Genomic DNA, 21,894 nt, shown 5'->3' with positions numbered 1-21,894 from the left:
TGTCAGAGGCAGGTCGTGATGCCGCCGTCGACATAAAGCGTGTGCCCGTTGATGAAGGACGAGCCGCGGCCCGAGAGGAAGACGGCAGCGCCGACCAGTTCCTCGACATTGCCCCATCGTCCGGCCGGCGTCCGCTTCTCGAGCCATGAAGAGAATTCCGGATTGTCGACGAGCGCCTGGTTGAGCGGCGTCTTGAAATAGCCCGGCGCAATCGCGTTGATCTGCAGGCCGTACTTGGCCCAGTCGGCGCACATGCCGCGGGTCAGATTGCGCACCGCGCCCTTGGTCGCCGTGTAGGGAGCAATGCCGGGGCGCGCCAGTTCGCTTTGCACGGAGGCAATGTTGATGATCTTGCCCTGGCCGCGGGCGATCATGGGTTTGGCCGCCGCCTGGCCGACGTAAAACACGCTCGAAATATTGGTGGTCAGCAGCAGCTCCCATTTGTCCGCCGGGAAGTCTTCCAGCGGCGTGCGAAACTGCATGCCGGCATTGTTGATCAGGATGTCGAGCGGCCCGATATCGGCTTCGATCGCATCTATGCCTTCTTTGGCGGCGTCCTTGCTGGTGACGTCGAAGATCGCAGCATGGGCCGACAGGCCTTGATCCTTGAGGCTCGCGACCGCGCGTTTGACGCTTTCGGGCGTGCGGCCGTTGATGATGACCTCGGCGCCATGCTGCGCCAGCCCTTCGGCCAGGGCATAACCGATCCCCTGGCTCGAGCCGGTGATCAGGGCAAGGCGTCCGGTAAGATCAAACAAGTTCTTCATCTCATAACTCCTCCGGTCTCGCCGCGGGCGACGGCTGACGCTGCCGCTGGCGGTGAAACTCACTTGACATCCCTTTTTCGAATTATATGTTATCGATAACATAATCAACTGTCAAAATGCGGGATGGAAACGGAATGCCTGAGATGGAAATCTTGATGGCCGGAGCTTATCCGGAATGGGACATGGTGGATCTGGAGGCGAACTACCGCATCCATCGCCTGTGGGAAGCAACCGACCGGCAGGAACTGATTGCAAGAGTCGGCAAGGATATCCGCGCCATAGCGACGCGCGGCGAACTCGGCGCGTCCGCAGAGCTGATGGCGCAATTGCCGAAGCTGGAGATCGTCTCCTGTTATGGCGTCGGCACCGACGCTATCGACCTGTCCTATGCCCGCGCCAACGGCATTCGCGTCACCAACACGCCTGACGTGCTGACCGAAGATGTCGCCGATATCGCCATCGGACTGCTGATTGCCACGGCAAGGCAGATCCCGCAGGCCGACGTTCTCGTCCGCTCCGGCCAGTGGGGCAGCGTCGCCATGCCGCTGGTGACGAGGGTCTCCGGCAAGAAAGTCGGGGTCGCCGGCATGGGGCGGATCGGCAAGGCGATCGCCAAGCGGGCCGCCGCTTTCGGCTGTGAGATCTCCTACTTCGCCCGCAACGAGCACAAGGATGTTGCCCATGCCTACCAGCCGGACTTGGTCGCACTTGCCGATTGGGCCGATTTTCTGATCGTCATCGTCCCCGGCGGGCAGGCGACCATGAAGATCATCAACGCCGATGTGCTCAAAGCGCTCGGTCCCAACGGCATGTTGATCAATGTTTCGCGCGGAACGACCGTCGACGAAGAGGCGCTGATCGCAGCCCTTCGGGATGGCACGATCAAGGCCGCCGGCCTTGATGTCTTCCTGAACGAACCGAAGATCGACGCGCGTTTCCTGACGCTCCAAAACGTGGTGTTGCAGCCCCATCATGGCTCCGGTACCGTCGAGACGCGTAAGGCCATGGGCCAGTTGGTCAGAGACAATCTCGCCGCGCATTTTGCCGGCAACCCGCTTCCAACTCCCGTCGTGTGAGGGTCCCGATATGAAAGCCATCGTCATCCATGCCGCCAAGGATCTGAGGATCGAGGAGCGCGAGCCGGAGGTTGCGGGCGCCGGGCAGGTGGAGATCGCCATCGAAGCCGGCGGTATCTGCGGTTCCGATTTGCATTATTACAATCATGGCGGTTTCGGCACCGTGCGCCTGCGCGAACCGATGATCCTCGGCCATGAGATCGCCGGCACGGTCAAGGCGCTGGGCTCCGGCGTCGCCGACCTTGCCGTCGGAGACCGCGTTGCGGTTTCGCCGAGCCGGCCGTGCAACCATTGCCAATATTGCCTGAAGGGACAGCAGAATCACTGCCTCAACATGCGGTTTTACGGCAGTGCCATGCCGATGCCGCATATTCAGGGCGGCTTTCGCCAGCGGCTGGTGGCGGAACGTTGGCAATGCCACAAGGTCGCCGATGGCATTTCCATCCACGAGGCCGCCTTTGCCGAACCCTTTGCCGTGACGCTGCATGCGGCAAACCGCGCCGGATCGCTGCTGGGCAAACGGGTGCTCGTCACCGGATGCGGCCCCATCGGCATGCTGGCGATCGTTGCAGCCCGCGTTCTCGGCGCCCGCGAGATCGTCGCGACCGACGTGACCGACAGCGTTCTGGCGATTGCCCGCACCAGCGGCGCCGACAGAACGATCAACGTTGCCACGCATGCCGCCGACCTCGCCGCTTATAGCGCCGACAAGGGATATTTCGACGTCATGTTCGAGGCGTCAGGCAATGAACGGGCGGTGCGCGCGGGCCTGGAGACGCTCAGGCCCGGCGCCGTTCTCGTTCAGCTCGGCCTTGGCGGCGATGTCTCGATTCCGCAGAACATGATCGTTGCGAAAGAGATCGAGATGCGCGGGACATTCCGTTTTCACGAGGAATTTGCGCTCGCCGTCGAACTGATCAACGCGCGTCGCGTCGATCTGAAGCCACTACTAACAGGTGTCTTCGGAATCGACGAGGCCGTCGCCGCTTTCGAATTGGCCGGCGATCGCAGCAAGTCGATGAAAGTCCAGATCGCCTTCTGAACCTGCTGGATCATTCCTTAAATCGGAATCGATTCAGAAATAGATGTTCAAAAATTCAAACTGTTGCAACGCCGCGCATCTGAAAGACGCGCGGCGTTGTGGTGCTCAAGCTGTCGGCGTGCCGTTCCTGTCCGTGCTTTCGCGCAGGACAACCCTATAGCCGGTCAATGTGATCTCATCGCCGGTCGCCTCGCCACTTTGCAGGGCGTGCAGCAGGCGACCGGCCGCCTGGCGACCGATGCCATAACAGTCCACATTGATGGTGGTGATGCGCGGATGACAGATGGAGGAGATCTCATAATCGCCGAAACCGGCAACGGCGATGTCCCGAGGAACCTTCATTCCCCTGCGCGTGCATTCCATGATGGCGCCGAAGGCGGAGAGGTCGGAAACGCAGAGAACCACTTCCGTGTCCGGCCAGCGCTCCAGCAGGCTGACGATTGCCTGGCCACCCTGTTCCATGGTGATGGGCGGAACGCCGAAGGAAATCATCCGTCCCGGTCCGAGGCCGAGTTCTTCAACCGTCTTCTGGAAACCGCTGCGCCGCTGGCTGCCGCGCGTATCGCGCGCCGTCGTTCCGCCGATATAACCGAACTTCCGATATCCCTGGCCGGCAAGCGTCCGCACCAGCAAGGACATCGCCTCGCTGTTGGAGAAGCCGACGACCTGATTGATCGGATCTTCCGGAAGTTCCCACGTCTCGACAACGGGAATGCCGGCTTTTGCGAGCATCCGCCGTGCGCGCGCCGTGTGCGAACCACCGGTCAGGATGATGCCTTCCGGGCGGCGGCGCAGCATCGCTTCGATCAGCTCTTCTTCTTTCTCCGCCGAATAGTCGGTATAGCCGAGAAGAAGCTGAAGGCCGGTATTTTCCAGCGCATCGGTAATGCCGCGTGCGGTGTCGGAAAAATTCGAATTGTTGATCGACGGCACCAGGGCGGCGATGAAGCCGCTGCGCCGCGACGAAAGGCTGCCGGCCGACAGATCGAGCACGTAGCCGAGCGCATCGACGGCTTCCATGATGCGCTTGCGGGTCTCCTCGGAAACGCTCGCATCCTGGCGAAAGGCACGCGAAACGGTCATGGCGGAGACGCCGACATATTTGGCGACCTCCGCCATCGTCAGCTTTTGAGCCTCTCCCGGCTTGAGACGCTTGTCTTTCGGCACATCCTCGTTTGTCACTGGTCTCCGCTTTCACAAAGCTTCCGAGTTGGGCAATTCAACACAGGATAAAGTTATCGCTATCATCGCACAATCGATTTTATTGCAGTGATGCACGGTTCCGCAGTCGAAAAACCAGGATTCTCGGCGCATCGATACCTGTACGACAGCTTCAAAACACGACAATATGGTATCGATAACAATTGATGAAACGGAGGAGCATCATGTTCGGGCAAATTGACGGTACGGGGTTCGAGGTTCTCGACCCGCGTTTCGAAAGCTGCTTCGTGGGCCACGCCCGCGTCGAGCGGCTTTGGACGGGCGGGCGCTGGCTGGAGGGACCGGCCTGGTTTGCCGCCGGGCGGTATCTGGTTTTCTCGGATATCCCCAACAACCGGATGATGCGCTACGACGATACCAGCGGGCATACGTCGGTCTTCCGCGCGCCCAGCAACAACTCGAACGGCAACACGGTCGACAATCAGGGCCGGCTCATCACCTGCGAGCACCTGACGCGCCGTGTCACCCGCACCGAATTCGACGGCAGGATTAGCGTTCTGGCCGATCGAATTGCAGGCAAACGGCTGAATTCCCCGAACGACGTCGCCGTCAAATCCGATGGGACCGTCTGGTTCACCGACCCGAGCTACGGTATTCTTCACGACTACGAGGGCGACTACGGCGAGGAGGAAATCGGCGGATGCCACGTCTACCGGCATGACCCGGCAACAGGCACGACCGATCAGGTCACTTCCGATTTCGTCAAGCCGAACGGACTGGCTTTTTCCCCGGATGAGAGCGTGCTCTACGTCGCCGATACCGGGGCAACGCACCGGCCCGGCGGCCCGCGTCACATCCGGACGCTCGCAGTCTCGAATGAGGGACGACTGAGCGATCTCGGCGTTTTCGCGGAATGTACCTCAGGCCTGTTCGATGGTTTTCGCGTGGACCGGAAAGGCCGGATATGGACGAGCGCCGGCGATGGCGTCCACGCCTATGACGCGGATGGAACGTTGATCGGCAAGATCCATATTCCCGAGGGCGTCTCCAACGTCACCTTCGGCGGAGAGAAATTGAACCGTCTCTTCATCACCGCAAGCACGTCCCTTTATGCTGTCTATCTCGCTGCCAACGGGTCGAGACCGGGGTAATCACTAAGCCGAGGCCGCCCTTTTGGGACGGCCTCTCGTTTGGGACGGCATTTACGTCTTACCTCACCGCTGGCTGAGGCCGTCCGCCAGCCGGACCAGGCCGAGGAAATCCGACCTGTAGCCGAAGCTATCCGTTCCCCGCGATGCCGCGGCGAGATCGGCAATCGCCTGATAGGAATAGGAATCGAGGGCGGCGATGCGGCTCAGTTTCTGGCCGAAGGCGGCGACGGCCACGGAGAAACGGACATCCTGCGGCGCGGCATCGACGGCGGCGACCGCGTTGCTGTCATTGACAGGCGTGGTGATGAGAGCACTCTTGTCCTCGCCCGGCCTTTTGTAGCGCATCTTGACGAAGGCAAGCTCGTCTTGACGCGCGGCATCGGCGGTCTCAGCCGGCGCCTTGTCGCCATAACGCAGGTCGTCATTCATGACCGCGGGGCTTCCCTTGGGCGTAATTTCGTAAATCGCCGTGACGCTGTGGCCGGAGCCGATATCGCCGGCATCGACACGATCGTTGTTGAAATCTTCGCGGTTCAGTGCCCGCGTCTCGTAGCCGATCAAGCGGTATTCGGCGATCCTTTCCGGGTTGAATTCGACCTGGAACTTGACGTCGCTGGCGATCGGAAACAGCGTCGATCCGGCCTCTTCGACCAGCGCCTTCTGTGCCTCCGCCAAGGTGTCGATATAGGCCGCACTGCCATTGCCGTTCTGGGCCAGCGTTTGCATCAGGGAATCGTTGAGATTGCCCCGCCCGAAGCCGAGAACGGTCAGGAAGATGCCGTCCTTGCGCTTCTCTTGGATGATGCGCTTCAAGTCCTCGTCGCTCGACGGGCCGACATTGAAATCGCCGTCCGTCGCCAGCATCACCCGGTTGACGCCGTCCTTGACGAAGGCCCGTTTGGCAAGGTCATAGGCGGCCTCGATACCTTCGGCGCCGCCGGTCGAGCCGCCGGGCTCCAGTCCGTCGATCGCCGACAGGATCTTCGATTTCTCCGCCACCCGCGTCGGCGCCAGCACGGTGCCGGCATTGCCGGCATAGGTGACGATCGAGACCGTGTCGTCGGCCTTCAGCCGGTTGACCAGAAGACGGAAAGCGCTCTTGAGAAGCGGCAGCTTGTCCGGCTCGTCCATCGAGCCCGAGACGTCGATCAGGAAGACCAGATTGGCATGCGGCGTGGTTGCCGGTGCGATGTCATAGCCCTTGATCGCCACATGCATCAATTCCGTGTCGTGGTTCCACGGGGTCGGCATGACAGTCACCGTCGCCTTGAACGGCTGGTCGGCATTGTCGGGACCCGGCCAGTCATAGGGGAAATAATTGATCATCTCCTCGACGCGAACCGATTGCGGATCGGGCATCGCCCCACCCGTCAACGACCGGCGGACGAAGGAATAGGAGGCGCTGTCGACATCGGCGGAGAAGGTCGAAACCGGATCCGTCGCGACGCTCTTGATCGGATTTGCCGCGGCATTGGCAAACCGCTCGGGGCCGGGATCGCGCTGGATCTGGATAGGTCCGTCCGCCGGCGGCGCAGGCGAGGGGGCGACGGCCATCGGTTCGGCCAGCTGCTGTTGGGGGGCGATGCCGGGTGCGGCCGGCGCGGAGCGTTTGGCTGCCCCGAGGGCCGCGGCAGAACTCTCCGACTTGTTCGTAAGGGCAGCGATGTCGTCGGCATCGAATTCGGACGTCCGTCCCGCATCGGGCTTTGCGAGGATTTGAGACTCCTTGTCCTGCGGGCCTTGCGCGTCAGCGACAGATTGCTCAGTCAGGGGGCCGTTCTCGGCCGGTGCTTGCGGCGGAATCTCCGGCGTGACCGTGACGGGTTGGCCCGCAGTTGCGACCGGTTGTTTCGACGCCTCACCTCGCGACAGGTTGCCGGCGATCTCGGTCTGGTCGACGATCGGCGATCCGTTGCGGGTCAGCTCGATCGTGAGATAACCGGCAGCCGGAATGACGAGCAGCGTCGCAAGGGCTGAACCGGCGAGGAATTTCTTGTTCATGGCAGGGCTCCATATCCAGTTGATGATGGAGCTTTGACGCCAGCCTTTCGCATTTCCTTGGGGCGCCTGCGCATTATTTTCGGCGGTGTCGAAGGCCTGCATCGCTGCGGCAAGCGCACGCGCGCGCGCCTCCGGATCGGGTGCCGGCGGCGTAAGGCGGGAGAGCTTTTCCAGTTCCTTGTCCACGGTCATACCTCTTCCTTGCCGAGCACTGTTTTCAGCCTCTTACGCGCCTCGTGGACCTGCCAGGACACGGTCGCCTCCGAGCAGCCCATGACATCGGCGGCAGCAGAATGGCTGAGGCCTTCGCCATAGACGAGCAGCACCGCGTCGCATTGCCTTTCCGGCAAGGCGCGCACGGCGGCCCATAATTCGCCCGATAGCTCGTCGTCATTTCCATCAGGCGCATCCGGCTGCGGTTCGGCGGCATAAGCGCGGAATGTCTGCTCCTCTCGGGCAAGCTTGCGTCGGTGGTCGCGGGCGGCGTTCAGCGTCAGCGTATAGAGCCAGGTCCTGAAGCGACTGGCGCCGCGAAAGCTGCGGATGGCCGCGCCGAGCTTGACGCAGACCTCCTGTGCGATGTCGTCGGCATCCGTGGAACTGCCCGACCAGCGCCACGCCGTCGCGTGGACGAAATGATAATGACGCGAGACCAGTTGCCCGAAGGCCTCCCGGTCGCCGCCCTGCGCTCGTTCTATGAGCTCCGCATCCAATTCCGCACCTACCCCAAACCGACCAGCAAGATGCTATTTCGAGATTGAGACGTTTCTCGGATGGCTTTCCTTGGGTCGGCGCTGAAAAAATTATCGCAAATTTTGAAAGTCGCGACATTCATGGGTCGCGGCCAGACAGATCGGCTCCGTCACAAAGGCGCATGATGAGGATAAAGTCGGCCAGGGACATGATCTGTCATGCCCCAAATCGCGAAAGGACCTCCATGTCCGCTCAACCGCCTGCCCCCACCGAAAAGGGTATCCTGCAGTTTCTGGCGATTTGCGATTCCTTCTATCCGCCGGACGCCGTTCAAGCATCGATCGAGCAGCAGCGCCATTGGTATGATGCTCTTTGCGCGCGTTTCGACCGGCCGCTACCCCCTGAGATGATCTTTGCCGACGGCATGCTGCAGCGCATACCGATCCGGCGCTACCGTCCGCGCAAAATCAGCACGCGCACCATTCTACTCTATCTTCATGGCGGCGGCTTCGTCGTCGGTTCGCTCGAAAGCCATCATGCCATCTGCGCCGAGATCGCCGATTTCGCCGGAGCGGAACTCGTTTCCGTCGATTACCGGCTGGCGCCTGAGTATCGCTGGCCGGCACAGACGGATGACGGCTTTGCAGTGTTGAAGCATCTGCTGTCCGCCAACAGCAAGGTCGTGCTGATCGGGGACAGCGCCGGCGCCAATCTTGCCGCCGGTCTTGCATTGCGGGCGCGCGACGAGGGCCTGTCCGGTGTCGTCGGCCAGGTCCTGATCTACCCGGCGCTCGGTGGCGATCTTGCCGCAGGCTCCTATATCGAAATGGCCGCAGCCCCCGGCCTGACGACGGCGGATGTCGCCTATTACCGCGAGATCCTGCAGGCGCCGGCAGGCAATGAGATCGCCGAGCCGCTGCAGGCAGCTTCGCTTGCAGGGCTGCCGCCGGCCTTCATCACGGTCGCGCATTTCGATCCGCTTCGGGACGACGGCCGGCACTATGCCGCCCGGCTCACCGAAGAGGGCGTCGACGTCTGGTTCCGGGAGGAGCCGCAGATGGTGCATGCATGGCTGCGCGCCCGCCACATGAGCGATGGCGCCCGCGACGGCTTCCGTGCCGTCTGCGAGGCCACAAGGCGTTTTGCGCAGACCTGACGATCACATCAGGTCACGCGCGATCCGCTTTTCCGCAAAGACCTTTTCGAAGACCTGTACGTCGTCCTCGAACGCGGTGACGACGGCGCTGATGATCCACTCGGTCCGGGTGCAGGCAATATGCGCGGTCGCGACCGTGCGGACGAACCAGCCGGGGCGGCGCATGTCGCAGGTCCAGGTCGACATCCCGGTCATCGACTGGGGATTATCGGGTGAAATCGACCAGACTTCCTCCCGCAGTTGCCGGGTCGAGAGACCTGTCCCCGGGTGTTCGGTGAGCCCGGTATCCTCGTGGATGTGATACTCCGTCCGGTTGGCCGAGAGATCGCGGACGACCTGCCGCTTCGTCGCGGCCGCCGCGTGCTCGATGTATTTCGGCAGCGGATCGGGATTGGCCGGTTCCTTGATGTCGATCCTCTGATGCTCGCCGAGCATCGGCAACCCCAGACCGAGTGCCGCGATGTCGACCTCGATGCCCTCGTCACCAGGCGGCGGCAGGATCATCGGCCAATAGGCGGTGGAAAGCGAAAGGCGGATGCGATGTCCCTTGCGGAAGCGATAACCGCAGGCATCGAGCACGAGCCGGATCGACACCCTTTCGCCTGGCACCAGCGGCTTGGGATCTGCATTGCCGTCGCGGTGGGTGAGGTTGACGACGCCGAAGGCGACACGCGTCGCCGTGCCATCCGGATGGACATCGACGAGCCGGGCGCAGAGATTTCCGCCCGTCGCCCGGGAGCGCAGTGCAAGCGTCAGCACGGGCCGGCCGAGATAGTCGCAATCGCCGGCAAGCGGCATCGTATCGAAGACCAGCGAGCCGGCATCGTCCGAACGCTGATCGATCGCCATTTCGGCGTCGGGTTTCAGCGTAAAATATTCGCCGGATGCCGTCCCGGTGTCGAGCGGAGAGCGGAGATAGACGGGATGCTCGGGCGCGTGCGGGATCGGCATGCCTTCCGTCAGCTTGCCGAATTGCTCGACATAAAAACACTGCATCCGCGGCGGCGACCAGACGTCCTTGGCAACCCAGAAACCCGGATCGCTGTCACGTCGCGGGGCAGGGCGGATGGCATCGAGAATATAGGCGCGGGCCTGCGGCAGCCCGTCGATCCCGTTATCGTCGCCGCGCAGCCATTTGTTCCACCAGCCAATCGCCTCGCCGTGGAAATCCGTGCGCGGCTTCGGCCAGGCGAAATGCGGATACTTGTGCACCCACGGCCCGATCAGCGCCTTCGCTTTGCGGCCCAAACCTTCAATCGCCATCAGAGGCGTATTGCGGTAGCCGTCCGCCCAGCCGGCGACGACAAGTGCCGGAATCTCCACGCTCGAAAAATCCTCTGAGATCGAGCCGTGACGCCAGAAATCGTCGCGCCGCTGGTGGGCCAGCCACGCCTCCATGAAGAAGGGTTCGCCTGCCAGGCGTTCCAGCCACATCTGCTTCCAGCGCTCGCCGACCAGTGCCGGATCGGGCGGGCGCGACTGGTAGCCGAGCATCGTCGCCGCCCATGAGAGCTGGGCGGAGAGATGGCAACCGTTCTTGTAATGGATGTCGTCATTGTAGCGGTCGACGGTCGAGGCGATCGATATGACGGCCTTCAGCGCCGGCGGACGCAATGCCGCGACCTGCAGGCTGTTGAAGCCGCCCCAGGAGATGCCCATCATGCCGACCGCGCCGTTCGACCATGGCTGCGCGGCAATCCAGGCAATCAGCTCGCAGGCATTGGCAAGCTCGCATTCTGTATATTCGCCATCGATGACACCATCGGATTCGCCGGAGCCGCGGATATCGACGCGCACGCCAGCAATACCGGCCGCAGCAAAGACCGGGTAGGTCGACTCGTCCCTGAGGCAGGTTCCGTCCCGCTTGCGGTAGGGCAGGAATTCGAAGACGGCGGGAACGGGATCTTCGTCCGCGCCGTCCGGCATCCAGATGCGCGCGGCAAGCCGCGTCCCATCCTTCAGCATGATCCATTCATTCTCGATGGTGGTAAAGCCGCGCGAGGTCATGCTCATTCCTTGATGCACATTGCATGCGACGAGGGTTCCGCCCCTCGTCAAGTCACCTAGTCAAGTCAGTTACCGGCGCTCTCCATGCGACGCGTGGCGAGCACCCGTTCCAGCCAGCCGATTTCCATTTCCGGTACGGATTTCAACAGCAGATCGGTGTAATCGTCAAAGGGCGGCGACAGCGCCGTCGATTTCGGGCCGAACCGCACCAGCTTGCCGCGATGCATCACCGCCACGCTGTCGGCGATCGCCCGGACGATCGCGATATCGTGGGTGATGAAGACATAGGACAACTGCTCTTCTTCCTGCAGGCGCAGGAGCAGCTTGAGGATACCCTCCGCCACCAGCGGATCGAGCGCCGAGGTCGGCTCGTCGCAGAGGATGAGTTCGGGCTTGGCGGCCAGCGCTCTGGCGATCGCCACGCGTTGCTTCTGGCCGCCGGAGAGTTCGGCGGGGTAGCGATCGACGAAGCCCTTGCCCATTTCGATCTGGTCGAGCAGTTCCTTGACCCGGGCGGTCTTCTCGGCACCTCTGAGGCCATAATAGAAGGTCAGCGGCCGGCCGATGATGTCGCGGACCGTCTGCCGCGGGTTCATCGCCGTATCGGCCATCTGGTAGATCAGCTGGATGCGCCTCAGGTCGTCGTTCGGCCGGCTCTTGAGGCCTGGCATCAGCGGTTTGCCGTCAAAGACGATGCGTCCGCTGCTCGGCGGCAACAGGCCGGTGATGACGCGCGCCAGGGTCGACTTGCCCGAGCCGGACTCGCCGACGACCGCGAGTGTCTGGCCCTTCGGCACGTGCAGCGAGACATCGTGCAGCACCTTGAAGCCGTTGGAATATTCGGCGCTGACATTTTCCACCTTGAGGAGTGCCGTGGACTGATCGGCGGCTTCCTCGCGATAGGCCTGTCTGACATTGACGAGGGCGCGCGTATAATCCTCCCGCGGTGCCTCGATGATCTGCTGGACGCTGCCATATTCCACTTGCTTGCCATAGCGCAGAACCATGATGTCGTCCGAGATCTGGGCGACGACGGCGAGATCGTGGGTGATGTAGAGGGCGGCGGTATGCGTTTCCTCGATCGCATGCTTGATCGCCGCCAGCACGTCGATCTGCGTGGTGACGTCGAGCGCCGTGGTCGGCTCGTCGAAGACGATCAGTTCGGGGTTGGAGCAGAGCGCCATCGCCGTCATCGCCCGCTGCAACTGGCCGCCGGAGACCTGATGGGGAAAGCGCTCGCCGAAGGTTTGGGGATTGGGCAGGCCGAGAACCCCGAACAGATAAAGCGCACGCTTGCGCGCCTCGTCCTTCGTCATCAAACCATGCTTGACAGAGGCTTCAATCACCTGGTCGCCGAGCCGATGGGCGGGATTGAAGGCAGCGGCCGCAGACTGCGCCACATAGCAGACCCGCGCCCCGCGGATTTGACGGATGCCGTTCTTGCCGAGCGCCAGGATATTGGCACCGTCGAGCAAGACCTCGCCTCCGGTGATTTCCGCGCCACCCCGGCCATAGGCGAGTGCGGAAAGGCCGATCGTCGACTTGCCGGCGCCCGATTCCCCGATGAGGCCGAGAACCTTGCCCTTTTGCAGATCGAAGGAAACGCCGTCGACGATCGTCACCCGCCTGGGCGGTTCGCCCGGCGGGTAGCTGGTTGCTTCGATCTTCAGATTGCGAACGGAAAGAAGCTCAGGCATCGCCGCGCCCTCCCTTGAGGCTGGATGTGCGTTTCAGGAGCCAGTCGACGACGAGGTTGACACAGACGGCAAGCACGGCGATCGCCGTGCCCGGCACCAATGCTGCCGATATGCCGAAGATGATGCCGTCCTTGTTGTCCTTGACCATGCCGCCCCAATCGGCCGCCGGCGGCTGAATGCCGAGGCCGAGGAAGGAAAGCGTCGAGAGGAACAGGATCGAGAAGGCGAAGCGCAACCCGAACTCGGCCAGCAGCGGCGACAGCGTGTTCGGCAGAATTTCGCGGAAGATGATCCAGAGCTTGCCTTCGCCGCGCAGCTTGGCCGCCTCGACGAATTCCATCACCGCGACATCGAGCGCCACAGCGCGGCCGAGACGGTAGACGCGGGTGGAATCGAGGATCGCCATGACAAGGATCAGCACGACGATATTTTGCGGCAGGACCGCCAGAACGACCAGCGCGAAGATCAGCGTCGGGATCGACATCATCAGATCGTTGAAGCGGGAAAACACCGTGTCGATGATGCCGCGCGAGACGGCAGCGGTGAAGCTCAGGATAATGCCGAGCGAGAAGGAGATGACGGTGGCGGCGGACGAGACCAGCAGCGTCGTGCGCGCGCCGTAGATCAGGCGCGAGAGGATATCGCGGCCTAGATTGTCGAGGCCGAAGATATATTGATTATCCGGCAGCTGCCAGACGTCGCCGACGACCTGCGTCTCGCCATAGGGGGCGAGCCAGGGTGCAAAGATAGCGAAGATGAAGGCGATGGCGATACCGGCCATGCCGATCCAGGCGGTGATGGGGATGTCTCTCAATCTCATCGCGGATGCCTCAGCCGGGGATTGGCGATAATCGCAAGGATATCGGCCGTCATGTTGAGGAAGATGTAGACGGCCGCGAAGATCAGGCCGCAGGCCTGCACGACGGGCATATCGCGCACGGTGACCGCATCGACCATATATTGCCCCATGCCGGGATAGACGAAGACCACTTCGACAACGACGACGCCGACCACGAGATAGGCAAGGTTCAGCGCGATGACATTGATGATCGGGGCGAGCGCATTGGGAGCGGCGTGCTTGACGATCGCGCGGAAGGCGCTGAGGCCCTTCAGCTCTGCCGTCTCCATATAGGCCGACGACATGACGGAGAGGATCGCCGCCCGCGTCATGCGCATCATGTGCGCAAGCACGACGAGCACGAGCGTCGCCGTCGGCAGCGCGATCGCCTTCAACCGCTCGCCGAAACCCATGCTGTCATAGACCGTCGCCGGGAAGGTCGCCATGCCAAGGTTCACCGCGAAGAAGAGGATCAGCAGGTAGCCGATGAAGAATTCCGGCAGCGAGATCGCCGCAAGCGAGATCACGTTGATGATCTTATCCGGTAGCCGATTGCGGAAATGCACCGACAGCATGCCAAGGCCGACGGCGAGCGGCACCGAGATCACCGCTGCGAAACCCGCCAGGAAAAGCGAATTGCCAAGGCGTTTGCCGATCTGCTCGCTCACCGAATTCTTGCTGGCCCAGGAGGTGCCGAAGTCTCCCTGGACGGCATTGCCGAGCCACTCGACGTAGCGCGTCGTGACCGGACGGTTCAGCCCGAGATCCTGACGAATATTGGCAACCGCCTGCGGCGTCGCCGACTGGCCGAGATAGGTGGTGGCAAAATCGCCGGGCAGGGCTTCCAGGCCGCCGAAGATCAGGATGGAAACGGCAAAAAGCAGGACGAGACTGAGCACGAAGCGCTCGAGGATGAGGGCCAGCAGCGGAAAACGCTGCCGCAACCCGAGGCCGGGCAAGATGCTGGGGGCAGGATTGGTCATGGCGAGGACCTCGCGCTAAAACGGCGGGAGGACCGCGGGTTTCATCCCACGGTCCCGGCTTCGTTGGAGATCGGAGGGGGCAAACGCCCCTTTATCCTCAGGCGTCCAGCCAGACGCGGGTTGCGACGTAGCCGTTCGACATGTCGTTGCCGATGTCGTGGACATAACCCTTCACCTGCTTGGTGGAGGCGTTCACGAAATCGTTGAACATCGGCAGGATCACCCCGCCCTCGTCGCGCACCATCATCGCCATGGTGCGGTACATGTCCTTGCGCTTGGCTTCGTCCAATTCGGAGCGGGCCTGCAGCAGCAGCTTGTCGAAGTCAGGACGCTTGAACTTGGTGTCGTTCCAATCCGCCGTCGAGAGATAGGCGGTGGAATACATCTGGTCCTGCGTCGGACGGCCACCCCAATAGGAGGTCGAGAAGGGCTGGACGTTCCAGACGTTGGTCCAGTAGCCGTCGCCCGGCTCGCGCTTGACCTCGATCTCGATGCCGGCCTTCTTGCAGCTTTCCTGATAGAGGACGGCCGCGTCGACGGCGCCGGGGAAGGCGACTTCGGAGGTGCGCAGGAGGACCGAGCCGCTATGGCCGGACTTCTTGTAGTGGAAGGCGGCCTTGTCGGGATCGTAAACGCGCTGCTCGATGCCCTCGGGGAACAGCGCATAGGTGCTGTTGATCGGGAAGTCGTTGCCGACCTTGCCGTAGCCGCCGAGGATCTTCTGCACCATGGTCTCGCGGTCCATGGCGTATTTGAGAGCCAGGCGCAGGTCGTTATTATCGAATGGCGCCTTGTCGCAATGCATGATGAAGACGTAGTGCCCACGGCCGGCGGTCGAGAGGATCTCGACATTCGGCGCACGCTTCAGCAGGTTGACGGTCTTCGGGTCGACGCGGTTGATGTAGTGCACCTGACCGGACGAAAGCGCCGCGATGCGGGCAGTGGCATCGTTCATGCCGATGATTTCGATCGAATCGACATAGCCCCGGTCGGTGCGCCAGTCGTCCTTGTTCCTTTCGAAGGTGGCGCGGACGCCGGGCTCGAAGCTCGTCATCTTGTAGGGGCCGGTGCCGATCGAGGCCAGCGGATCGTCGACGCCGCCGTTCGGCTGGATGACCAGGTGGTAGTCCGACAGCAGAAGCGGCATGTCGGCATTGCCTTCGCTGAGCGTCAGCACGAGATTGCCGCCGTCGGCCTTGATCTCCTTGATCGAGCCGAGAACACCGAGCGCACCGGATTCCGACTTTGCGTCGGTGTGGCGCTTCAGCGTCGCAACGACGTCGTCGATCGTCAGTTCCTTGCCATCGTGGAACTTGACACCCTTGCGGATCTTGAAGGTCCAGGTGACAGCGTCCTTCGAGGGCTCCCAGGATTCGGCAAGCGAGGGCACGGCGGCACCCGTCAGCGGGTCGGACTCGACCAGCATGTCGCCCCAGCAGCGGCCGATACAGAACATGACCTGCGACAGGAACTTTGCCGGATCCTTCGAATCGGTGGCGGCACCTCCTTCGAGGCCGAGCTTCAAGTGGCCACCGCGTTTCGGTTCGGCGGCTTGCGCACTTTCGGTGAAGAGCTTGTCGGCGACGGCAAGTGTGATGCCCGCCGCCATGGCGCGTCCCATGAATTCGCGGCGGCTGAGCCCGCCGGCGGTGACACGGCTTGCGAGATATTTGGTGTAGTCGTTCATTCCCCAGTTCCTTCTTTATGGTGCGTTGACAGAACTTCCGGGCAGATCCGCAGGCGGTTTCCTCTCCACCTCCGTCGCCCGCATCATGCGGGAAAATAGTGCGGTTGCTGCCGCCTGGTCATTTTCCTTTCCAAATGGGGCTTCGCTTCTCGGCGAAGGCCCGCGCGCCTTCCAATTGGTCCTCGCTCGAATAGAGTTTGTCGACCGTCGCAAACTGCCGCTTGGTGACCTTGTTCATGGCAGTCTGGAATGTCGAACCCTCCGCTTCGCGCACGATTTCCTTGATGGCGGCATAGACGAGCGGCGGCCCGCTTTCGAGCAGCCGGGCAAGCTCCCATGCTCTCTCCATCAGTCTGTCGGCCGGCAGGACCTCGTTGACGAAACCCCAGCGATGCGCCTCGTGAACGTCGAGCCAGCGCCCCGTCAAAAGCATGTCCATGGCGATGTGGTAGGGGATGCGCTTCGGCAGCTTGATCGAAGCCGCATCGGCAACCGTGCCCGAGCGGATTTCCGGCAGAGCGAAGGTCGCATGCTCGGCGGCGATGATCAGGTCGGCAGAAAGCGCGATCTCCAGTCCGCCGCCGCAACAGATGCCGTTGACCGCACAAATGACCGGCTTGTTGAGGTCGCGCAGTTCCTGCAGCCCACCGAAGCCGCCGACACCGTAATCCCCGTCGACTGCATCGCCTGATGCCGCCGCCTTGAGATCCCATCCGGCACAGAAAAACTTCTCGCCGGCACCCGAGACGATGGCGACACGCAATGCCGGATCGTCGCGGAAATCCCGGAAGATCAAGCCCAGGGCACGGCTGGTCGAAAGGTCGATGGCGTTCGCCTTCGGCCGGTCGATGACGACTTCGAGGACTCCGCCGTCCTGTCGTGTGCGAATGGGATCGCTCAACCTATGCTACCTCCTCCGCCGTATCAGGGCATCGACTGCGACAACGCCGTCCCCTTCGGGAAGAACCATCAACGGATTAATGTCCAGTTCCTCCAGGCGTGCCGCGTTCATTACGACATAATCTGCCGCTGCTGAGACAGCATCGACGACGGCCTCGAGGTCGCCTTTTGGTCTCCCGCGATAGCCATAGATCAATTTTGCAAGTTTAAGCCGTGAAATCGCCGCGTGAATGTCGGTTTTTGTCGCCGGAAGCGGCAAAAGGATAGAATCTTCAAGCAATTCAACGAAGATTCCGCCCGCTCCAAGCGTAAGTGACAATCCGAAGACGGGGTCGCGGATGGCGCCGACAATGAGCTCGGCAACCGGCGGATTGATCATCTTCTCGACGAGATAACCTGAATTCGGCGGCATGGCCGCCGCCGCATCCGACACTGCCTCACTATTCCTAAGGTTGAGTGCGACAGCGCCGGCCTCGGTCTTGTGGGCAATGCCGAGAGCTTTCAGCACGACGGGGAAACCGAGCCGCTCGGCCTGCTCGGCAGCTTCCCGGGACGAAAAAGCCTGCAGCCCCCGAGGAACAGGGAGGCCGCAGGCAGCAAGTTCCGTCTTTGCATCGGCTTCCGTCAGCGTCTCGATCTCGCCGCCCATGGACGGCACGTCGAGCAGCGGCAAGGGAGGCGGCGCTTTCCAGGCTTGGCCGATGCCGGCGGCGACTTCCGCTGCAATGATGGTTTCGTCGATGCCGCAGAAGGCGACGATGCCATTCGCCATCAGCCGATCTGCGATCGGCTCGGGCATGTTTTCCGGAAGGGTCGCCAGCACGCCGGCCAGCGCACCGGTTGCGGCGGCGGCCGCAATGACCGCATCCGCCGTCATCGCCCATTCGGAGGCATCGCAGCGGTCGCCACGCGGGAAGTCGAGCACGACGAGATTGAGGGCATAGCCGCCTTCGAACATGGCGCCGAAGGCTTCGGTCTGGCGTGCGAGATCGCCCCAGACGAAGGTGTGGTAGTCGAGCGGATTGGAAAGCGTCACCATCTCGCCCAGCACCCGCCGCAGACGCGGTAGCTGTTGCGGCTGCAGCGCCGGGAATTCCACCTTGCGACCGACGGCGGCATCCGCCATCAGCGAGGCTTCGCCCCCCGAGCAGCTCATCGACGAGATCGAATGGCTTGCAAGCGGGCCGGCGACATGCAGCAGCTTCAGGGTTTCGAGCAGTGCCGGCAAGGTCTGGACACGGCCAAGGCCGAGACGGGCCAGTACGGCATCGGCGACGGCATCGCTGCCGGCAAGCGAGGCGGTGTGTGATACGGCCGCACGTTTTGCCTGTTCCGATCTGCCGACCTTCAGCACGACGACCGGCTTCCTCGACCACCGGGCGATGGCGGCCAGGCGTTCGAGAGCAGCGAGATCGCCGAAGCCTTCGACATGAAGGCCGACCGCTGTAACGCGTGGGTCGTCGATCAATGCGCAGGCGACATCGGCAAGCGATGTCTGCGCCTGGTTGCCGGCCGTGACCACATAGGCGATCGGCAGCCCACGGGTCTGCATGGTCAGGTTGATGGCGATATTGGAGGACTGCGTGAGAATCGCGACGCCACGTTCGATGCGCTGCATGCCATGCTGATCGGGCCAGAGCAGCGCGCCGTCCAGACCGTTGATCAGCCCGTAGCAATTCGGCCCGAGGATCGGCATATCGCCCGCTGCCTCCAGCAGGGCCCGCTGCAGCTCGGCGCCATCCTCAAGTTCACCCGTCGCCTCGCTGAAACCCGATGCATAACAGACCGCCCCGCCGGCACCGGCTTCAGAAAGGCTGCGGACGATCTCGACGGTCAGCGTCCTGTTGACGCCGACGAAGGCGGCATCCGGCGCTGACGGCAGATCCGAGACCGAGCGATAGCAGCGCCGTCCGAGCACCTCGTCGAGCTTCGGATGGACAGGCCAGATCTCGCCGGCAAAACCCATACGATCACACTGCTCGATCACCCTGCGCGCCTCGCGGCCACCGAAGACGGCGATCGTTTGCGGTCTGAGCAGGCGGTCGAGCGGGCGAGATGTCATCGGCTCACGCTCCCAAAGGTCTAAGCAGGTCGCGGCTGATGATATGCCGCTGGATTTCGGAGGTGCCATCCCAGATGCGCTCGACGCGCGCATCGCGCCAGAAGCGGGCGAGCGGCAGGTCGTCCATCAGGCCCATGCCGCCGAAGATCTGGATCGCCTCATCGGTGACCCGGGCGAGCATTTCCGAGGAGTAAAGCTTGGCCGAGGCGATCTGCCGGTCTGCAGGCAGCCCGGCATCAAGCCGCCAGGCGGCGGCAAGTGTCAGCCAATCGGCTGCGTCGATCTCGGTGATCATATCGGCGAGCTTGAACGACACCCCCTGATTGGCGCCGATCGGCTTGCCGAACTGCTTGCGCTCGGCGGCATAGGGCAGCGTCATGTCGAAGACGCGCCGTGCCCGGCCGACGCAGGTGGCGGCAACCGTCAGCCGCGTGCCGTAGAGCCATTGATTGGCTATGTCGAAGCCGCGATGCACCTCGCCCAGCACCTGGGCTTCGGGTATCCGGCAATCTTCGAAGCTGAGCGTCGAGTTGTGGTAGCCACGATGCGAAACGGAATCATAGCCCTTGCGGATTTCGAAGCCCGGCGTGCCGCGATCCACCAGGAAGGCGGTGATCTTCTTCTTGATGCCTTTCGGCGTTTCTTCCTCACCCGTCGCGGCAAAGACAATGACGAAATCGGCGACATCGGCATGCGAAATAAAGTGTTTCGTGCCATTGAGGACGAAGTCGCCGCCGTCGCGGCGGGCGGCGCATTTCATCCCGCGCATATCGGAACCGGCGTCCGGTTCGGTGATCGCAAGCGCGTCGATCTTCTCGCCGCGCACGGCGGGCAGGAGGTAGCGCTCTCGCTGCTCGCCCTCGCAGGCCATCAGGATGCCGGAGGGCCGGCCGAAGAAAACCGTCAGCCCGAGGGAACCGCGCCCGAGCTCCCGCTCGACCAGCGTGAAGGTGACGTGATCGAGGCCGGCGCCGCCGACCTCCTCCGGGAAATTGCAGGCGTAGAAGCCGAGATCGATGCATTTGCGCCGGATCTCGTCTCCGAGCTCCGGCGGGACGATGCCTGTGCGCTCGACCTCGTTTTCGTGCGGATAAATTTCGGTCTCGACGAAGGCGCGGACCGTCTCGACGATCATTTCCTGTTCTTCGCTCAATCCGAAATCCATGCCGATCCTCCTACCGTTTCTGGCCGACGTGACGGCCGACGCCTTCAGGCGCGGCCAAATTCGCCTGCGCTTCGGCGATCGCCTTGACCTTGTCGAGAATGACGGCCGGCGCCGGCGTGGCCTTGCCGGCCTTGCTGTCGACATGCAGCAACATGTGCTCGGCGGTGGCAATGGCCTCGCCCGTCGCCGTATCGTGCAACGTATGGAAGACATGCAGCCGCTTGTCGTCGACGGAGAGGACCCGGCAGGTCGAATGGATCGTCTGGCCGAGCTTTGCCTCGCCGAGATGGCGGATGTGGGTTTCCACCGTATAGTAGCTGTGCCCCGCCTCAACATAGGCGACATCGACGCCGATGAGGCGCAGCAGCGCATCCGAGGTATCGCCGAAAACCTGAAGGTAGCGGTGTTCGGTCATATGGCCGTTATAGTCGACCCAGGCAGGGCTGACTTTCGTCTCGACGAGCCTCAGCGGTTTCGACGGGTCGACAGACGCAGTCGTCCCGCCGCCTTGTGCCCAGAGCGATTGCTCGAAGTCCTTCAAGAGCTTGCCGGCGCCCCAGCCCTTGCCGCCATCGCCGCCCTTGAGGGCCTGCAGGATGCCGACGAGGTTTTCGTCACGGATGCGTTCAAGCTCGCGGATCGACACGCCGGCCGCCTGTTCGTCGGATTGCCGGCCGATCTTTTCGATCAGCGCATCGTCGAGATCGACGACATCGGTGAGCTTGGTCCAGGGCCAGGCGAGGCAGGGACCGAACTGGGCGAGGAAGTGGCGCATGCCGGCCTCGCCGCCGGCGATGCGGTAGGTCTGGAACAGGCCCATCTGCGCCCAACGCAGGCCGAAAGAGTAGCGGATGACGTCATCGAGCGTCTCGACGGTGCAGATATCGTCATGGATCAGCCACAGAGCCTCGCGCCACAGAGCTTCGAGCAGCCGGTCGCCGACGAAGGCCTCGATCTCCTTGGCGATGTGGACGCCCTTCATGCCGATCGGCGCCAGTCTTTCCATCGCCGCCTGGATGGTCGCCGCCGAGGTCTTTTCACCGCCGACGATTTCGACGAGCGGCAAGAGATAGACGGGGTTATAGGGATGGGCGACGAAGAGGCGCTCGGGATGCTTCATGTCGCGCTGCAGATCGGACGGCAGCAGGCCCGAAGTGGAAGAGCCGATCAGGGCGTCCGGGCGCGCCGCGGCATCGATCTCGGTCAGGACTCCGCGCTTGAGGTCGAGCCGTTCCGGCACGCTTTCCTGAATCCAGTCGGCGCCAGCGACGGCTTCCGCGAGCGTCGTGCAGAAGGTCAGCCTGCCGCGCGGCGGCAGGGGCGCGCCGGTCAGCATGGCATAGGCTTTTTCGGCGTTGGCGAGCACCTCGCCGACGATGCGGTTCGCCTCCGGATGCGGGTCGAACACATCGACGTCGATGCCGGCCAGCAGGAAACGCGCGATCCATCCGCCGCCGATGACGCCGCCGCCGATACAGGCCGCCTTGTTGATCCGTGTCATGCCGTCC

Annotated in this window: 17 protein-coding genes; 4 read left to right on the top strand and 13 right to left on the bottom strand. The window is 62.7% G+C overall.

Features of this window, described 5'->3' with window-relative positions:
* Positions 1-2 precede the first annotated feature (2 nt).
* Positions 3-767 (bottom strand): SDR family oxidoreductase, encoded by a 765-nt coding sequence (locus EEQ99_RS01085; RefSeq protein WP_047612176.1) that lies wholly within the window; start codon positions 765-767, stop codon positions 3-5.
* A gap of 134 nt (positions 768-901) precedes the next feature.
* Here EEQ99_RS01085 and EEQ99_RS01080 point away from each other — a divergent pair, with 134 nt between their 5' ends.
* Positions 902-1,843 (top strand): 2-hydroxyacid dehydrogenase, encoded by a 942-nt coding sequence (locus EEQ99_RS01080; RefSeq protein WP_127429891.1) that lies wholly within the window; start codon positions 902-904, stop codon positions 1,841-1,843.
* Between the two features lie 10 nt (positions 1,844-1,853).
* On the top strand, positions 1,854-2,885 hold the full coding sequence (locus EEQ99_RS01075; RefSeq protein ID WP_097542536.1) for an L-idonate 5-dehydrogenase: 1,032 nt from the start codon (positions 1,854-1,856) through the stop codon (positions 2,883-2,885).
* 105 nt (positions 2,886-2,990) lie between these two features.
* Here the strand turns inward: EEQ99_RS01075 and EEQ99_RS01070 are convergent, their stop codons facing one another.
* Positions 2,991-4,067 carry a LacI family DNA-binding transcriptional regulator gene (locus EEQ99_RS01070; RefSeq protein ID WP_097542537.1) on the bottom strand — a complete coding sequence of 359 codons (1,077 nt, stop codon included), beginning with the start codon at positions 4,065-4,067 and terminating at the stop codon, positions 2,991-2,993.
* A gap of 203 nt (positions 4,068-4,270) precedes the next feature.
* On the opposite strand from EEQ99_RS01070, the gene EEQ99_RS01065 reads away from it, so the two are divergent.
* Entirely contained in the window at positions 4,271-5,197 is a 927-nt protein-coding gene (locus EEQ99_RS01065; protein WP_097542538.1) for an SMP-30/gluconolactonase/LRE family protein, read from the top strand.
* 63 nt (positions 5,198-5,260) lie between these two features.
* Here EEQ99_RS01065 and EEQ99_RS01060 read toward each other — a convergent pair whose 3' ends face one another.
* A complete protein-coding gene (locus EEQ99_RS01060; protein ID WP_127429890.1) occupies positions 5,261-7,390 on the bottom strand; it encodes a vWA domain-containing protein in 2,130 nt (709 codons plus the stop codon).
* A complete protein-coding gene (locus EEQ99_RS01055; protein WP_097542540.1) occupies positions 7,387-7,911 on the bottom strand; it encodes an RNA polymerase sigma factor in 525 nt (174 codons plus the stop codon). The genes EEQ99_RS01060 and EEQ99_RS01055 overlap by 4 nt, the downstream gene beginning before the upstream one ends.
* 224 nt (positions 7,912-8,135) lie before the next feature.
* On the opposite strand from EEQ99_RS01055, the gene EEQ99_RS01050 reads away from it, so the two are divergent.
* Positions 8,136-9,047 (top strand): alpha/beta hydrolase, encoded by a 912-nt coding sequence (locus EEQ99_RS01050; RefSeq protein ID WP_097542541.1) that lies wholly within the window; start codon positions 8,136-8,138, stop codon positions 9,045-9,047.
* 3 nt (positions 9,048-9,050) lie between these two features.
* Here EEQ99_RS01050 and EEQ99_RS01045 read toward each other — a convergent pair whose 3' ends face one another.
* From EEQ99_RS01045 to EEQ99_RS01005, 9 genes are all read right to left on the bottom strand, one after another.
* Entirely contained in the window at positions 9,051-11,054 is a 2,004-nt protein-coding gene (locus EEQ99_RS01045) for a CocE/NonD family hydrolase (protein ID WP_127430143.1), read from the bottom strand.
* Between the two features lie 65 nt (positions 11,055-11,119).
* A complete protein-coding gene (locus tag EEQ99_RS01040) occupies positions 11,120-12,751 on the bottom strand; it encodes an ABC transporter ATP-binding protein (protein WP_063475783.1) in 1,632 nt (543 codons plus the stop codon).
* On the bottom strand, positions 12,744-13,571 hold the full coding sequence (locus tag EEQ99_RS01035; protein ID WP_047612159.1) for an ABC transporter permease: 828 nt from the start codon (positions 13,569-13,571) through the stop codon (positions 12,744-12,746). Before EEQ99_RS01035 ends, EEQ99_RS01040 begins: the two co-directional genes overlap by 8 nt.
* Positions 13,568-14,572, bottom strand: a complete 1,005-nt coding sequence (locus EEQ99_RS01030; protein ID WP_063475782.1) for an ABC transporter permease — start codon at positions 14,570-14,572, stop codon at positions 13,568-13,570. The genes EEQ99_RS01035 and EEQ99_RS01030 overlap by 4 nt, the downstream gene beginning before the upstream one ends.
* A 97-nt stretch (positions 14,573-14,669) precedes the next feature.
* On the bottom strand, positions 14,670-16,259 hold the full coding sequence (locus tag EEQ99_RS01025) for an ABC transporter substrate-binding protein (RefSeq protein ID WP_047612155.1): 1,590 nt from the start codon (positions 16,257-16,259) through the stop codon (positions 14,670-14,672).
* A gap of 118 nt (positions 16,260-16,377) precedes the next feature.
* Positions 16,378-17,160, bottom strand: a complete 783-nt coding sequence (locus tag EEQ99_RS01020; RefSeq protein WP_097595551.1) for a carnitinyl-CoA dehydratase — start codon at positions 17,158-17,160, stop codon at positions 16,378-16,380.
* Positions 17,161-17,166: 6 nt separating this feature from the next.
* Complete coding sequence (locus EEQ99_RS01015; protein WP_127429889.1) at positions 17,167-19,221, bottom strand: acetate--CoA ligase family protein; 2,055 nt, start codon at positions 19,219-19,221, stop codon at positions 17,167-17,169.
* Positions 19,222-19,225: 4 nt separating this feature from the next.
* Positions 19,226-20,386 (bottom strand): acyl-CoA dehydrogenase family protein, encoded by a 1,161-nt coding sequence (locus EEQ99_RS01010; protein WP_063475779.1) that lies wholly within the window; start codon positions 20,384-20,386, stop codon positions 19,226-19,228.
* Between the two features lie 10 nt (positions 20,387-20,396).
* A complete protein-coding gene (locus tag EEQ99_RS01005) occupies positions 20,397-21,887 on the bottom strand; it encodes a carnitine 3-dehydrogenase (protein ID WP_127429888.1) in 1,491 nt (496 codons plus the stop codon).
* Positions 21,888-21,894 lie beyond the last annotated feature (7 nt).

Origin of the sequence: Rhizobium anhuiense (genome assembly GCF_003985145.1) — a bacterium.
Classification (GTDB): Bacteria; Pseudomonadota; Alphaproteobacteria; order Rhizobiales; family Rhizobiaceae; genus Rhizobium; species Rhizobium anhuiense.
This window is presented reverse-complemented; position numbering and strand designations above follow the sequence as displayed.